At 55.8% G+C, this 12,862-nt stretch carries 15 protein-coding genes; 4 read left to right on the top strand and 11 right to left on the bottom strand.

Features of this window, described 5'->3' with window-relative positions; translation table 11 throughout:
• Positions 1–2 precede the first annotated feature (2 nt).
• The 9 genes from fliN to fliF all read right to left on the bottom strand — a co-directional run bounded on the left by fliN (position 3) and on the right by fliF (position 8,532).
• Positions 3–413: a flagellar motor switch protein FliN gene (gene fliN / locus K5Y33_RS07640; RefSeq protein WP_008105402.1), complete on the bottom strand. Its 411-nt coding sequence runs from the start codon at positions 411–413 to the stop codon at positions 3–5.
• Entirely contained in the window at positions 406–1,413 is a 1,008-nt protein-coding gene (gene fliM, locus K5Y33_RS07635; RefSeq protein WP_064739115.1) for a flagellar motor switch protein FliM, read from the bottom strand. The genes fliN and fliM overlap by 8 nt, the downstream gene beginning before the upstream one ends.
• 4 nt (positions 1,414–1,417) lie before the next feature.
• On the bottom strand, positions 1,418–1,903 hold the full coding sequence (fliL, locus tag K5Y33_RS07630) for a flagellar basal body-associated protein FliL (protein ID WP_222233623.1): 486 nt from the start codon (positions 1,901–1,903) through the stop codon (positions 1,418–1,420).
• Positions 1,904–2,032: 129 nt separating this feature from the next.
• On the bottom strand, positions 2,033–3,295 hold the full coding sequence (locus K5Y33_RS07625; RefSeq protein WP_222233622.1) for a flagellar hook-length control protein FliK: 1,263 nt from the start codon (positions 3,293–3,295) through the stop codon (positions 2,033–2,035).
• Positions 3,292–3,735, bottom strand: coding sequence for a flagellar export protein FliJ (fliJ, locus tag K5Y33_RS07620; RefSeq protein ID WP_064739112.1), 444 nt, complete (start codon positions 3,733–3,735; stop codon positions 3,292–3,294). Before fliJ ends, K5Y33_RS07625 begins: the two co-directional genes overlap by 4 nt.
• Positions 3,736–3,754: 19 nt before the next feature.
• Entirely contained in the window at positions 3,755–5,119 is a 1,365-nt protein-coding gene (gene fliI / locus K5Y33_RS07615; protein ID WP_008105395.1) for a flagellar protein export ATPase FliI, read from the bottom strand.
• Positions 5,119–5,820: a flagellar assembly protein FliH gene (gene fliH / locus K5Y33_RS07610; RefSeq protein WP_137386041.1), complete on the bottom strand. Its 702-nt coding sequence runs from the start codon at positions 5,818–5,820 to the stop codon at positions 5,119–5,121. Before fliH ends, fliI begins: the two co-directional genes overlap by 1 nt.
• Positions 5,813–6,805 (bottom strand): flagellar motor switch protein FliG, encoded by a 993-nt coding sequence (fliG, locus tag K5Y33_RS07605; RefSeq protein WP_101763955.1) that lies wholly within the window; start codon positions 6,803–6,805, stop codon positions 5,813–5,815. Before fliG ends, fliH begins: the two co-directional genes overlap by 8 nt.
• Entirely contained in the window at positions 6,802–8,532 is a 1,731-nt protein-coding gene (gene fliF, locus K5Y33_RS07600; RefSeq protein ID WP_222233621.1) for a flagellar basal-body MS-ring/collar protein FliF, read from the bottom strand. The genes fliG and fliF overlap by 4 nt, the downstream gene beginning before the upstream one ends.
• A gap of 258 nt (positions 8,533–8,790) precedes the next feature.
• Between fliF and fliE the strand changes: the two genes are divergently transcribed.
• Both fliE and K5Y33_RS07590 read left to right on the top strand, forming a co-directional pair.
• Complete coding sequence (fliE, locus tag K5Y33_RS07595) at positions 8,791–9,102, top strand: flagellar hook-basal body complex protein FliE (protein WP_008105389.1); 312 nt, start codon at positions 8,791–8,793, stop codon at positions 9,100–9,102.
• Positions 9,103–9,230: 128 nt separating this feature from the next.
• On the top strand, positions 9,231–9,938 hold the full coding sequence (locus K5Y33_RS07590) for a YnfC family lipoprotein (RefSeq protein ID WP_222233620.1): 708 nt from the start codon (positions 9,231–9,233) through the stop codon (positions 9,936–9,938).
• 31 nt (positions 9,939–9,969) lie between these two features.
• On the opposite strand, the gene K5Y33_RS07585 is transcribed toward K5Y33_RS07590, so the two are convergent.
• Both K5Y33_RS07585 and K5Y33_RS07580 read right to left on the bottom strand, forming a co-directional pair.
• Positions 9,970–11,181 carry a diguanylate phosphodiesterase gene (locus K5Y33_RS07585; protein WP_192411597.1) on the bottom strand — a complete coding sequence of 404 codons (1,212 nt, stop codon included), beginning with the start codon at positions 11,179–11,181 and terminating at the stop codon, positions 9,970–9,972.
• A 120-nt stretch (positions 11,182–11,301) separates the two neighbouring features.
• Entirely contained in the window at positions 11,302–11,949 is a 648-nt protein-coding gene (locus K5Y33_RS07580) for a S24 family peptidase (RefSeq protein WP_222233619.1), read from the bottom strand.
• 144 nt (positions 11,950–12,093) lie between these two features.
• Between K5Y33_RS07580 and K5Y33_RS07575 the strand changes: the two genes are divergently transcribed.
• The gene (locus K5Y33_RS07575) at positions 12,094–12,483 is read left to right on the top strand and encodes a hypothetical protein (RefSeq protein ID WP_007891426.1); all 390 of its coding nucleotides are present in this window, start codon (positions 12,094–12,096) and stop codon (positions 12,481–12,483) included.
• Positions 12,464–12,793: a hypothetical protein gene (locus K5Y33_RS07570; RefSeq protein ID WP_222233618.1), complete on the top strand. Its 330-nt coding sequence runs from the start codon at positions 12,464–12,466 to the stop codon at positions 12,791–12,793. The genes K5Y33_RS07575 and K5Y33_RS07570 overlap by 20 nt, the downstream gene beginning before the upstream one ends.
• Positions 12,794–12,862: the final 69 nt, after the last annotated feature.

Below are 12,862 nucleotides of genomic sequence, written 5' to 3'. Positions count from 1 at the left end.
GCTTAACGGCTCAGACGACGCATACGTTCAGACGGGGTAATGATGTCGGTGATGCGCACGCCATATTTGTCGTTCACCACCACCACTTCACCCTGCGCGATCAGATAACCGTTGATCAGAATATCCAGCGGTTCCCCGGCCAGGCCATCCAGCGCCACCACCGAACCCTGCGTCAAGCGCAGCAGCTCTTTGATGGTCATCTTGGTGCGACCCAGTTCCACGGTCAGTTTGACCGGGATATCCATGATCAGATCGATATCCTGCAGCGAGCCGCTGATGCCAGGATTTTCCAGCGACTTGAACACATTTTCAGTTGGATCTGGCGCGCTGGTGGTGGTTTGTTCGTTCATAGCTGCAGCCCACAGATCGTCCGCGGAGATGTCGTCGTCGGACGGTTTCTTGCTGTCACTCATCGGGCTGTTCCTCGTTCAGCGAATTCAAAATCGGGTTAATCAAATGTTCTACACGCAGCGCGTACTGGCCATTGATGGTGCCGTATTGGCTGGTCAGCACCGGCACGCTATCGACGTGAGCGATGATGCGGTCCGGCTTCTCAATGGGCAGGACGTCACCGGGTTTCAGCTGCAAAATACGTGACAGGCGCAGCGATGTTTCGGCGAAATGGGCAATCAGCTCCAGCTCCGAGTGCTGCACCTGTTTCACCAGATTGTCGCGCCAGTGATTATCTTCCCGGCGTGAGTTTTCCAGTGGGGGATTGACCAGCAGCTCGCGCAGCGGCTCAATCATCGAAAACGGAATACAGATATTGAATTCACCGACCAGGTTTCCAATCTCCACCTGGAACGGCGTGTTCACCACGATGTCATTCGGTGAAGTGGTGATGTTGGTGAACTTCACCTGCATCTCGGAACGCACATACTCCACTTCCAGCGGATAAATCGCTTTCCACGCGTCGCTGTAGCCATCCAGCGCCAGCTTCAGCATGCGGCGAATCACGCGCTGTTCGGTATGGGTAAATTCACGTCCTTCAACTTTGGTCGGGAAACGACCGTCGCCGCCAAACAGGTTATCGACAGCAATAAAAACCAGGCTCGGTGAAAACACCACCAGCGCCGTGCCGCGCAGCGGCTTGAGGTGGATCAGGTTCAGGTTGGTTGGCACCGGCAGGTTGCGGGCGAACTCGTGGTACGGCTGAATCTTGATCGCACCCACACTAATATCGGGGCTACGGCGCAGCAGGTTAAACAGCGCCATACGGAAATGACGGGCAAAGCGCTCGTTAATGATCTCCAGCGCCTGCAGACGCTCACGTACGACGCGGCGCTGAGTATTGGGATCATAGGGACGGATATCGCCATCGGTCCCTTTGGAACTGTTCTCTACTTCCGCACTGTCACTGTCGCCATTAAGCAGCGCGTCAATCTCAGCCTGGGAGAGAATGCTATCGCCCATTAAATCACCTCAAAATGAAGGCGGTAAACAGCACGTCATTGACAACCTGAGCCGGTTGATCTTTTACCAGCGGCGGCGCCAGCACCTGTTTGATCTGCTCAACCAGGGCCTGTTTGCCTTGCTCTGTTGCCAGAGCCGTCGCGCTTTGACGCGAAAGCAGTAACAGCAGACGGCTGCGCACTTCCGGCAGGTAATCGTTCAACCGACGACGGGTATCCTCATCGGGTAGACGCAGGGTGAAACCCACGTACAGCACACGGTCGGGATCGTTGTCAGGATTGACCAGGTTTACTGTAAACGTATCCATTGCAAAAAATACGGGAGCAGCCGGTGGCTCGACTTTCGCCGCGTCCGGTTGGCTGCCTTCGTGTTTATTCATCATTCGCCAGACTGCATAGCCTGCCACGCTGCAAGCGGCCAGCGTTACAATCAGTAACACCGGTAGTAGTAGTGAACGTTTGCGGCCTTTAGCTTTCGCGTTATCAGACATCTTGCAGTTACTTCCTGTGAATTATGGGTAAGCCTCTCGGCTGACCTGGACAGATTATCCCGCGTCTTAAGTCAAACAATGGGAAGAAAAGACGCGGGTTTTACGCTTACCTTCAGCGTTTAGCGGCTATCAGGCAAAGATATCGACAGCGCCGTTACCGGCCGCGCGCGCTTGAAGGGCTGCCGGGACGGCAATAGGCGTTATCTCGTTGTCACTGTCCTGGGAGAGGCTAAAGCTGCCGTGCTGTCCATCACGACGTCCTTCCTGCTGGCCCTGATAACTCTGGCCCTGTGCGAAGGCGTCGCTGCTGACGTTACTCTGTCCCAGGTTTATTCCGCTCTCCGCCAGCGCGCTACGCAGCTGAGGAAGAGCCGCTTCCAGCGCGGCCCTCACTTGGCTGTGGCTGGAAACCATATTTAACTGTGCCTGATCCTTATCAAGGGTCAGGCTGATCTGGATAGCGCCCAGATCCTGCGGATGTAGACGCAACTCGGCGTTCTGCTGCCCGTTGCGGCTAAACATCACAATCTGCTGACTCAGCGCCTGCTGCCACTCGCTGCTGCCGAGCTGCGCATTCAGCATGGGCGTCGACGGCGTGGTGCTGGTCGAAGCGGTGCTGCTTACCAGCGAGCTGGTGGCGCTGAGCGGTGCGCTGGTTAATGGCGTCACCGGGTCATCACTGCTCTGCGCGGCGGCGCGCGCTTCCGGCTTACTCAGCGCATTCAGCACCTGCTTAAAACTCTCATCCAGCGTCAACCCGCTGCTGTTACTGGCGGTGGTGCTGACGCTGCTGCTCTGCGTGCTGCTGGCCGTTTGCGTTAAGAGCGTTACAGCATCGCTGGATTTCTTCTGTGCGCCATCCGGCTGCGCGTGCTCTTCTTTTACTGCACCGTCCAGCGAACCCCTTAACAGTGCGGTGTTAAGCGAAGCGCGAGTGTCGGTTTTCCCTTCGCCTGCGCTGCTACTTACGCTGGTTGGGCTAGTGCGGTTCTCTACCGCCACCGGCAACATGGCGAATAACGCCTGCACATTCTGTAAGTCGCTGGCAGTTAACGAACTTGCCTCACTCTTGTCTTTATCATCGGCTGATTTCAGCGTGGCTTTAGTGTTTTCCGGCTGTAAAAGTGCGTTTAACGCATCGGGTTTCTCCAGCGCCTGTAATAAAGCGCTTAGCGAAGCCTTACTGACGTCTTTTTCATCAACTTCTGCTGTCAGATCAGTCGATTGCGTGTTAACAGCTTGTTGCTTTACCAGCGTCAGCAAGCGGTTGCCGAGTTCAGTAATAAATCCCTGCGGCAGCGACTCCGCGCCCTGCAAAACATCTGATGAAACTGAAGTGTCAGCGTCTCCCAAAACCGAGGTTTGCGTAGCAACTGTTGGCAGCGTAATCATTCGCCTTTCCTCAATGCGGCCCGTTGGGCAAATTCATCCATCCGTTTCTGATCGAGACGGTTTTCTTGTCGTAATGCGTTTTCCTCAGCGCGCGTAATCAGCGTCTGATAAGCATTGAGCCGCTTATGCTTTTCACGCCAGTTGCTCAGCGCGCTGTCGAGGCGCTGATTCCACTGGGAAAGCTGTTGGCGATGCTGTTCGATGGCTTTTTCCAGCGTCTGAATAAACTGGTGATAATTGGTCCAGCGCGTGCTGGCGATGCCGCCGGACATATCCTGATTGAGCTTGTTGCGATACTCATCCTGATAATCCAGCAGCATGCTGAGTTGTTCGTCGGCCTGCTGCACACCCCGGCGCATATCGCCAAGGTGAATCACCGCACTCTCCAGTTCCTGCTCCGCCATATCGCGCAGCTTGTTGATCGCACTGGCCGTTTTCATCACTTAACCTCGTTTGGCGTTAACCGAACATCGCCTGCAGATGCAAACAGGCATCGTCGTAATCGCTGCGTTCGAAAATGCCCTGATGCAGGAAGGCTTCCATCTCGGGATAGAGCTTGATGGCGCGGTCCAGCATCGGATCGCTGCCTGCGGCATACGCACCCACACTCACCAGATCGCGGTTACGCTGGAAGCTGGAGAGCAACTGTTTGAACTGACGCACGCGCGCGTAGTGTGTCTCATCAATTAATGAGGTCATGGCGCGGCTGATTGACGCTTCAATATCAATCGCCGGATAGTGACCGGCTTCCGCCAGACGGCGCGACAGCACGATGTGGCCATCGAGAATGGCACGCGCCGAGTCGGCAATCGGGTCTTGCTGATCGTCGCCTTCGGTCAACACGGTATAAAAGGCGGTGATTGAACCGCCGCCGTGCGTACCGTTACCGGCGCGTTCCACCAGCGCGGGCAATTTGGCGAACACCGAAGGCGGATAACCTTTGGTCGCCGGCGGCTCACCGATGGCCAGTGCGATTTCACGTTGCGCCATGGCGTAGCGGGTGAGGGAATCCATAATCAGCAGCACATGCTGGCCGCGATCGCGGAAATCCTCTGCGATACGCGTGGCATAAGCGGCACCCTGCATACGCAGCAGTGGCGAGACGTCCGCCGGCGCGGCGATCACCACCGAACGCGCACGGCCCTCGGCACCGAGAATATTTTCAATGAACTCTTTAACTTCACGACCACGTTCACCAATCAACCCCACCACGATCACGTCGGCTTTGGTGTAACGCGCCATCATACCGAGCAGCACGCTTTTACCGACGCCGGAACCGGCGAACAGGCCCATACGTTGACCGCGACCCACGGTGAGCAGGGCATTGATGGCGCGCACGCCGGTATCCAGCACATCCTCAATCGGCGTACGTTGCAGCGGATTGAACGGCGCGGTGATCAGCGGGGCGCGATAGCCGGTTTCCGGCGCGGGTAAACCGTCGAGGGGTTTGCCGCTGCCGTCCAGCACGCGACCCAACAGTTCCGGGCCCAGCAGCATCTGTTTGCCGCTGTGCCCGCTGTCGCCACTGACGCGCGCATAAACGCGTGCGCCCGGTAAAATACCGTCGACTTCTTCCAGCGGCATCATCAGCAGTTTCTGCCCGTTGAAGCCGACCACTTCACTTTCAACTTCAGTGATCTTGCTGCCATCGGTACGTTCAATAATGCAGGTAGCACCGAGCGGCAGTTGCAGGCCGGTGGCTTCCAGCACTAAGCCGGTGGCGCGCGTCAGGCGCCCGTAACGACGCACGGTTTGTACCTGCGAAATGCGTTCTTCGAAGGCGTCGAGCGCGCCGAGCCAGCGTGAAAGGCGTGAGGAGGTCATTACAGTGTCCCCGGAGCGGCCAGGCGGCACAGCTCCTGCCAGCGCGTTGCCACGCTCGCATCAAGGTCGCCATCTTCGGCGCTAAGCTTACAGCCGCCAGGATGCAGCGTGCTGTCGGCCAGCAAGCGCCAGCCATGCAGATCGAGCGTTGGACCCAGCGTCTGCTCGATGCGCTGCAGATCGTCCGGATGGACGCGCAGCTGCGGTTTGCCGCTGAACATCGGTTCCTGCTGAATCAGCTGCTGGATTTGACGCAGCAGGGCGGTGCCGTCCACCTGCGTGGCCTGGCCAATCACCGTGCGCGCGGCTTCCAGCGCCAGCTGCATCAGACGTGAAGCGATCACGCTGTCGAGTGCTTCGAGCGTGTGATGGAACTCGGTCACCAGCTGCTGCATACGTGCCTGCAGCGGCGCTTGCTGCTGCTGCGCATCGGCTAAGCCTTGCTGGAAACCGGCGTCATAACCGTTCTGTTGCGCTTCGGCGAAACCTTTCTGATAGCCTTCGCTGTAGCCTTGCGTCTGCGCATCTTTGCGCATCTGCTGCTGCATGCGTTCCAGCTGTTGCTGCTGTTCCGCTTCGGCGCTCAGTTCGACATCGATCTCCGGCTCCTCTAACTGAGGTTCCGGTTCGGCACCGAACGGGCTGCCTAAATCATCAGGCTGCCAGCGCTGCCACGCGCGGGCGGAAAAGGCATCAGACATAGGTTTCCTCGCCACCACCAATCACCATCTCGCCGGATTCTGCTAAGCGGCGCACCACCAGAAGAATGGCCTTCTGCTCGTTCTCCACCGCCGACATACGTACCGGACCACGGTTGGCCAGATCGTCGCGCAGGATATCGGCCGCACGGGCGGACATGTTCTTGAGGAACTTCTCGCGCAGCGGCTGTTCGGCACCTTTCAATGCCACCAGCAACTGTTCGGATTCCACTTCCTGCAACAGACGCTGGATGCTGCGGTCGTCCACTTCCACCAGGTTTTCGAACAGGAACATCTCGTCGATGATCTTCTGTGCCAGCTCGCCATCGAAGTCGCGTACTGCTTCGATAACCGCTTCTTCCTGCTGGGTTTTCATCAGGTTGATAATTTCTGCTGCGGTTCTCACGCCGCCCATCTTCGCGCGCTTGAGGTTGGTGCCGTCGAGCAGGCCATTCAGTACTTCGGTCAACTCCGCCAGCGCCGCCGGCTGGACACCGCCGAAGGTGGCGATACGCAGCATCACATCGTGACGCAGACGCTCGTCGAACAGCGCCAGAATATCCGCCGCCTGACCACGTTTGAGGTGGACAAGGATGGTGGCGATAATCTGCGGATGCTCGTCGCGAATAAGGTCGGCCGCCGCCTGTGGCTCCATGAAGTTGAGCGTTTCCATACCGCTGGTGGTCTCGTTTTTCTCGAGAATATCTTCCAGCAGGCTTGAAGCTCGCTCCTCGCCCAACGCTTTGATCAGCACCGAACGCAGATAATCGTTGGAGTTGAGGCTCAGCGCCGCAAACTGTTCGGCATCGGCTTCGAACTCGCGCAGCACTTCGGTCAGCTGTTTGTGTGAAACCTGGCGCATGTTGGCCATAGCACCACTCAGATGCTGAACCTCACGCTGGTTAAGGTGTTTGAACACCTCCGCCGCGCGCTCTTCGCCGATGGTCATCATCAGAATGGCGCTTTTTTCTGTACCGGTCAGACTCATAGTTCTTTACTCATCCATTCGCGGATAACCAGCGCGACGACGCGCGGATCGTTTTCAGACATGTCGCGGATACGCTGGCTCATCACCTCGGCGCTCATGCGGTTAGTAGATTTACGCTCCTGATCCAGCTCGTCTTTGCTGAGCTGAACGTTAAAGGCTTCTTCTTCTTCCATGGCCGCAGAGCGTGCCGCCAGCGCTTCAGCCGCTACCTTCTCCTGCTCTTTCTTACGCACCAGCTGTGGACGTACCAGCTTGCGATAGAGGATGAAGCCAACCAACGCCACCAGCAGCCAGCGACCGGCAGTCATCAGCTGATCGAAGAACGATTGCTGCTGCCAGAATGGCAGGTCGCCACCGCTTGGTTCGGTCATGTTGAACTGAGAGTTCACCACGTTGACGCTGTCGCCACGGGTTTGTGAATAGCCCATCGCTTCACGGGTTAAATCTTCAATCTGCTTGATCTGCTGCTCGTTAAGCGCCACCGCTTTGCCTTTTCCGTCGTCGCGGTAGTTCACCACCACGGCAACCGACAGGCGCTGCACATCGCCGACGTTCAGCTTGGTATGACGAATGGTGCGGTCCAGCTCGTAGTTCACCGTGTCGTTGCGCGTTGAGCTGCTCGGGCCAGAAGGCTGTGCGGTGCTGGTGGTGCTGCCGTTATTCTGCGCATTGGCGGTTTGCGCGTTGGCGTTTTGGCCGTTGGCATTATTGTTGTTATTCGTTGGCGGATTGGTCACCGGCGCGGTATTGGCTGGCGCAGGCTGATTCGACAATGCACCCGGCACGCCGCCTGGATACGGGCTGCCATTCTGTTCGGAGTTGCTGGTCTGGCGTGAACGCACCGCGCTGTTGTTAGGATTGGCGTTCGGCTGGTATTTCTCGTCGGTTTGCTCGCTGCGGTCGAAGTTGATTTGCGCCGTCACCTGCGCATGCACATTGCCCTGACCGACAATCGGATTGAGGATCGCTTCGATACGCTGCTGGAAGCGCGCTTCCACTTCAGACGCATATTTCAGTTGCGCGTCATTCAGGTCGCGACCTTCGCTGTCAGAGCGGGTTAACAGACGACCGGCCTGATCGACAACGGTCACGTTGCCCGGCGGTAAACCGGCCACGCTGCTGGAAACCATATGCTGAATGGCCTGAATCTGGCCTTCATCTAATGCGCGGCCTGGCTGCAGGTTAAGCGTCACCGAGGCGGAAGGGGCTTTCTGCTCACGCACGAACAAGGTCGGTTTCGGCATTGCCAGATGCACGCGTACGCTCTTCACCGGACCGAGCGTTTCGATGGTGCGCGACAGTTCACCTTCCAGCGCACGCTGATAGTTGATCTGCTCGCTGAACTGGCTGATCCCGAACTTCTCTTTGTCCATCAGTTCGAAGCCAACGTTGCCGCCTTTCGGCAAGCCTTGTTGTGCCAGACGCAGACGCAGCTCATGCACTTTATCGGCGGGCACCATCAGTGCTCCACCGTTATCGGCGAACTGGTAAGGGATGTTCATTTGCGTCAGCTGCGTGACGATCGCGCCACCATCCTCATCGGAGAGGTTGTTATAAAGCACGCGGTAGTCTGGCGCTTTTGCCCACAGCACCAACGCAAACACCACCGCGATAACCGCAGCAGCAGCGATAATTAAGGGAATACGCGGATTGGCGCGCAGGCGGGCGAGAAGGTCATTGAAGCCTTTCTTAGCTGTATCCTGTGTAGCGGCTGCACTCGCATTCATGACCGATTCCTGCCTGACATTATTGATCGGGTGTGGTGTTGTGGTGACAAAACGTACTCCCTGAAGACTTCTCCCCTAAAATCGGGAGAGGAGAAAAATTAAATTCCACTTAATGGCAGGCATTATTTGTTGAAACCCGCGACATCGATGGGTGGATAAGCCGGGTTTTTTGCGGTCATTTAGCGCCTTTGTCCTATTGACAGTGTGTTAACTTTCTCATCGTGAAAATTTAATCACTTCTTCAATAGGGGTCAGGCAATGTCAATTCAGGCGATTGAGGGTGTGCTGCAGCAGCTGCAGATGACGTCTCTGCAGGCCAGCGGTAAGCAAGCGGAGTCCACTAATCAGGTCGATTTCAGTGCCACCATGAAAGCAGCTCTCGACAAGATCAGCGAAACCCAGACAACGGCCCGCGCTCAGGCGCAGGATTTCGAAATGGGTAAACCGGGCATCCAGTTAAATGATGTGATGGTCGATCTGCAAAAATCCTCTATTTCCATGCAGATGGGCGTGCAGGTGCGTAACAAACTGGTGTCGGCGTATACCGATATCATGAGCATGCAGGTTTAGTTTCTTTCGGGTATTTCTTTCGGGTATAGTCCAGCGCGGTAATGGTGTTATATCAGGCGGGAAGGTTGCTGCATCACAGTGAGTACACCGCCAAACGCGCTGCCTTATTTTGAGAAGAGGATTCTCACGTGAAGAAAACCCTGCTGTTTTTAATCGCTATTGTCCTGCTCACGGGATGTGACAAGGATGACGCGACTTACTACCCGCAAATGAAAAACTTTGCCTATCTGTATCAATTCGAAGCGCTGCCCGGCAAAGTCAAAACGACCCATCAAACGCTGTTTACCGCCGACGGCCAGCAGATCTTCGAAGTGAATGTCGATTTCGACCGCAACGGCTGTCCGACGCACGTGAAATCGGTGCGCAAACAGGGCGAAGTGATTGATGTCACGCGCGATGGCGACCAATTAAAAGGCAGTGAAAACGGTCAGGACGTGGTGGTGACGCTGGATAAAAACTGCGCCATGGTGAAGAAAGTCACGCCGACCATGACCGTGGATATTGCCTATAACAAACAGGGTTTGGTTGAGCAGATCTCATCGCCCGCCTCCGATGCCGCGTTTCACCTCGCTTATAACAGCGCCGGTGAAATGGCGGTATTGAGTATTACCCAGGCCGGAACGGAAGTGTCGCGAGCTACCGCGGTGCGAGCAGAAGATAAGAAAAAGATCTCTGACGTGGTCACCACGGTGAAGCGAAATGACCAAATTAAAACCGTCAGCAATGTCTGCAAATACAAACACGACGTTCCCTATTATTGCGACATTATTAGCGTTGACGCGGCAGGCAACGTGATTGATAAGCAGTATGGCAATATTGAGGTAACGTATTACTGATTGGTGGGGTCGCCATGCATGGCGACCAACACTATTTAATCTCCGGCCACGCCACCGCCGGGAATCCATTCAGCAGCGGATAAGCAAACAGGAAACCCTGGAACTGGCTAATGCCTGCGGCTTCCAGCCACATCCACTCTTCAGCTTGCTCGACACCTTCGGCAATCACCGCAATCTCCAGCGATGCGCAGCACTTAATGATGGCGTGCATGATCGCCTGCTTCGGGCCGCTTTTGTGCACATCGCGGATCAGCTCGCGATCGATTTTGATTTTGTCCGGCTGGAATTTTGATAACAGCGACAAGCCAGCAAAACCGGCACCAAAATCGTCCAGCGCGAGGCTGATACCTGCCGCTTTCAACTTTCTCACTTCGGCAGCAAACTCATCCGAGCGCGAAATGATCTCATTTTCGGTCACTTCGACGATCACCTGTTGCGGCACCAGCCCGCTGGCGTTGATCTCGGTAAGCAGGAATTCCACCGCGTTTGGCACCGTCACCAGTGACATCGGCAGCAGATTGATCGACAGACGATGCTCGCCAATCCCCAGTTTGCTCGCCACGCGAAAGGCCAGACGTTTCGATTTGATATCCGCGTGATAAATCGCTTCGCCGCCAAACGCGGAGAAATACTCATCGGGTGAGCCACCGTTTGGCGTGCGGATCAGCGCTTCAAACGAAGTGACGCGGCGCGCGAAGGGATCGATGATAGGTTGAAAAGCAAAGCGGCAATCCTGCAGGCTCTGATCGATACCCTCCAGATCGTTCTGCCATTCAATATCCGGAACAAATTCCCAGGTATTAGCTGGCGGGATCTCGAAGTAGTTCTCTTTGTCGCGCGCCACCACGAAGGTACGCAAAAACTGCAGCGCGCGATCTTTGTAGGTAAGCTGATAACGCGAGGTGCCTTTATCCAGCACTGCTTGCAGCACTGTGTCTTTGTCATGCTCGCGCAGATCGAACAGCTCCATGCCGACTTTGCCAAAACGGCGTTCAGGCGCGAAGTCGTGCATTAACTCCACCAGATTATGGTGGCGTGCGTCCTGACAAATACGCTTGTATATGCCCTGAACGGACTCGCGCGGTCCTTCCAGCAGCTGGAAGAAGTGCAGGCCGTCGAACAGCAGGATGCCAGTAACGTCGAAGTTTTTGTTTTTGCTATTGGCTTTAGCAACCATATCTTCGAGCGTTTTGATTGGCACGTGATCGTGCAGATGGCTGCGGTAAATAATTGTGGTGAGCATCGAGATTGTCCGGATAATTTATTATTTTGCGGCTAGATTAGCAGCCTTACCGCGGGGTCTGTCCATAGCTTCCCGCGATCAGGCTAAACTTTTTTTATTATAACAGCTTAAGCGAAGCGGCTAGCCGCTTCGGTAACGTCGCAACTCCATCAGCGTGCCGATAATTTCTAGCGCCGATTCCGCCGAATGCAGCTGCGGAAAATCATCATTCAACGCGCGCAATGTGAAGATCTGCTCATCCTGCTGTTGCGTTTGCAGGCGATAAATCCGCACTCGTGCCACGCCATCCACCAGCGCCAGCACCACATCGCCCGGCTGCGGCTGAACGTCAGGATCAAAGATCACTTTGTCACCGGGCCGGTAATCGGGCTGCATCGCCTGATCGTCTATCGTGACCGCCAGCGCGCCATCGCCCAACTGACTCTCGCTATAGAGAAAGTGCGCAGCCTGCTGTTTGAGCAACAACCGTTCCTCGCTCAACCACGCTGACGCTTGCGCCAGGCTAATCAATGGCACCGCCGCAACCGGTGCGGCTTTGGCGTGGGTGGCAAACACTTCGCCATCCCCGTCGATAATCCATGCCGCCGTGCATTGCAGCCACTGCGCGAGCCGCAGCAAATTTTCGCCACGCGGTACGGTTTCCTCTTTTTCCCACTGCGATACAGCCACATGCGACACCCCAATGCTTTGGGCCAGCGCCTGCTGCGTCAACTGTAGTGCTTTACGTCGTGCCCGGATGCGCTCACCGGAAGATTCTTTTTTCATCATCTTGACATCTCCTGAAGGAACGACTTAAGTATACTTAAATTCATAAGTTAAAGTAAACTTAAATTCAGGCGTTGACCGCGAAGCTGGCAAGGGTGGTCAGCGTGCTTATGGGGCACATCCCTTGCCAGGGGTGAGAGGTGAAGCATGGAAAGTAGTTTAGTCACCAGCGTAGGTGCGTTGCTTCTCGGCGGCGGCGCAGCAGCTGTGTTCTGGAAACCGTTAATGGCGGGTATCGCCGCGATCGTCACCAGCAATCGTGCCGGTGGGGAGATCATCACCAGTTACAAAGAACAGGTGATGCTGCTCAAAGAGGGCCACGCCTTGATGCGCCAGGAAAACGATGAATTGCGCATCCGACATGACAAAAACCTGCGGCGTATCTCTTCGCTGGAAACCGATCTGCGGCTGATAAAAAACGCCCTGAGCATTTTGCTGGCCACCACGGAAGCCGAGCACAGCGATAAGTTTCGCAGCCAGGTTAACCAACTGATTACCACTCTGGAGGAGAGTCGTGATGATGCAGATAAACAGTGAGTACGTAGTAAAAAACCATCGGCGCCAACTGTTCTTCGGCGGCTTTTTGCTGATGTTGTCGTTGATGTGCGTGGCGATGACGGTGCTATTCCTGTTCGTCAGTAACAACGCCAATCAGCGTGTTGAAGAGATTCGACAGCAATATCGAACCATATCGGAACGACGTGAAGCACGCGTGGCGGAGCTTACCAGCCAGCTGGTGGCGCTGCAGAACAAGCTTGATGGAACCGTGAAACACCCGGTCAGCAATTCGGCTGACAAAGGGAAACCGGCAGAAGGAGATAAGTCGCCACCTCAACCCAAGCGTTAAGGAGGGCATCATGCGAATTACCCCGTGGATTGCAGCCAGTCTTGCCCGACTGCGATCTTTATTCCGTAA

Origin of the sequence: Pantoea sp. DY-17 (assembly GCF_019795975.1) — a bacterium.
In the GTDB taxonomy this organism is placed as follows: domain Bacteria; phylum Pseudomonadota; class Gammaproteobacteria; order Enterobacterales; family Enterobacteriaceae; genus Pantoea; species Pantoea leporis.
This window is presented reverse-complemented; position numbering and strand designations above follow the sequence as displayed.

Coding starts and splice junctions, on each gene's coding strand:
- fliN (WP_008105402.1), bottom strand. CDS start 413: ATGAGTGACAGCAAGAAACCGTCCGACGACGACATCTCCGCGGACGAT.
- fliM (WP_064739115.1), bottom strand. CDS start 1,413: ATGGGCGATAGCATTCTCTCCCAGGCTGAGATTGACGCGCTGCTTAAT.
- fliL (WP_222233623.1), bottom strand. CDS start 1,903: ATGTCTGATAACGCGAAAGCTAAAGGCCGCAAACGTTCACTACTACTA.
- K5Y33_RS07625 (WP_222233622.1), bottom strand. CDS start 3,295: ATGATTACGCTGCCAACAGTTGCTACGCAAACCTCGGTTTTGGGAGAC.
- fliJ (WP_064739112.1), bottom strand. CDS start 3,735: ATGAAAACGGCCAGTGCGATCAACAAGCTGCGCGATATGGCGGAGCAG.
- fliI (WP_008105395.1), bottom strand. CDS start 5,119: ATGACCTCCTCACGCCTTTCACGCTGGCTCGGCGCGCTCGACGCCTTC.
- fliH (WP_137386041.1), bottom strand. CDS start 5,820: ATGTCTGATGCCTTTTCCGCCCGCGCGTGGCAGCGCTGGCAGCCTGAT.
- fliG (WP_101763955.1), bottom strand. CDS start 6,805: ATGAGTCTGACCGGTACAGAAAAAAGCGCCATTCTGATGATGACCATC.
- fliF (WP_222233621.1), bottom strand. CDS start 8,532: ATGAATGCGAGTGCAGCCGCTACACAGGATACAGCTAAGAAAGGCTTC.
- fliE (WP_008105389.1), top strand. CDS start 8,791: ATGTCAATTCAGGCGATTGAGGGTGTGCTGCAGCAGCTGCAGATGACG.
- K5Y33_RS07585 (WP_192411597.1), bottom strand. CDS start 11,181: ATGCTCACCACAATTATTTACCGCAGCCATCTGCACGATCACGTGCCA.
- K5Y33_RS07580 (WP_222233619.1), bottom strand. CDS start 11,949: ATGATGAAAAAAGAATCTTCCGGTGAGCGCATCCGGGCACGACGTAAA.
- K5Y33_RS07575 (WP_007891426.1), top strand. CDS start 12,094: ATGGAAAGTAGTTTAGTCACCAGCGTAGGTGCGTTGCTTCTCGGCGGC.
- K5Y33_RS07570 (WP_222233618.1), top strand. CDS start 12,464: ATGATGCAGATAAACAGTGAGTACGTAGTAAAAAACCATCGGCGCCAA.